Source organism: Vibrio sp. 1978 (assembly GCF_033344345.1).
The window spans coordinates 1-518 of the sequence record NZ_JAWPOP010001021.1; the positions used below are offsets into that span (position 1 = coordinate 1).

General features: G+C 50.6%; 2 protein-coding genes. Both read right to left on the reverse strand.

Going from position 1 to position 518, the window contains the following annotated elements; all coding sequences use genetic code 11:
* Positions 1-297: phage major capsid protein (locus R8N49_RS30430; RefSeq protein ID WP_318190865.1), on the reverse strand; the 297-nt coding region annotated here is incomplete at its 3' end.
* A 32-nt stretch (positions 298-329) separates the two neighbouring features.
* Positions 330-518, reverse strand: a 189-nt coding sequence (locus R8N49_RS30435; protein ID WP_318190866.1) for an HK97 family phage prohead protease, incomplete at its 5' end; no start/stop codon positions are given.

Here is a 518-nt window from a genome sequence, read left to right on the forward strand (position 1 = left end):
CTCCGCAAAACCATGGCGCAAGTAGCTGGTAAAGGCTTCGGCTTGGCGTTGCTCTGTCGGTGACTCTTCACCGTTGTTTGTGTTGTCGTCTTCACGAACAAAGCGTTCATCTTGAGCTCGCAACTGATCTTCACGTTCGATTTGTGAATCCAGACCTTCCAACTCTGACGTCATACCGCGCCATTGGGTGGTTTCGTCGTCAGTGAACGCACGTTTTTCTTCTTTCGCCTTGTCATTCAACTCACGCATTTGACGCGCGATCGTGTCACGTTTTTTCTTCATTTCATGATATTTCATTCAACTTTCTCCGGTTTAAGTACTGAGAGGTTTTACAGGGTTTGCAACAACCGATCGCGGTACTGCTGCTCTTGATGCTGCGCCAGTTGGCGCTGTTCTTCACTGTCGCCAGAACAAGCCGCGCGCGCTTCTTCAAGGGCACGGGTACTGGCTTCGGTGTCGTTGTAGGCTGGATAGGTCACTGGGCTGACATCCAACAGTTTTGAAACGCGGGTGATTGT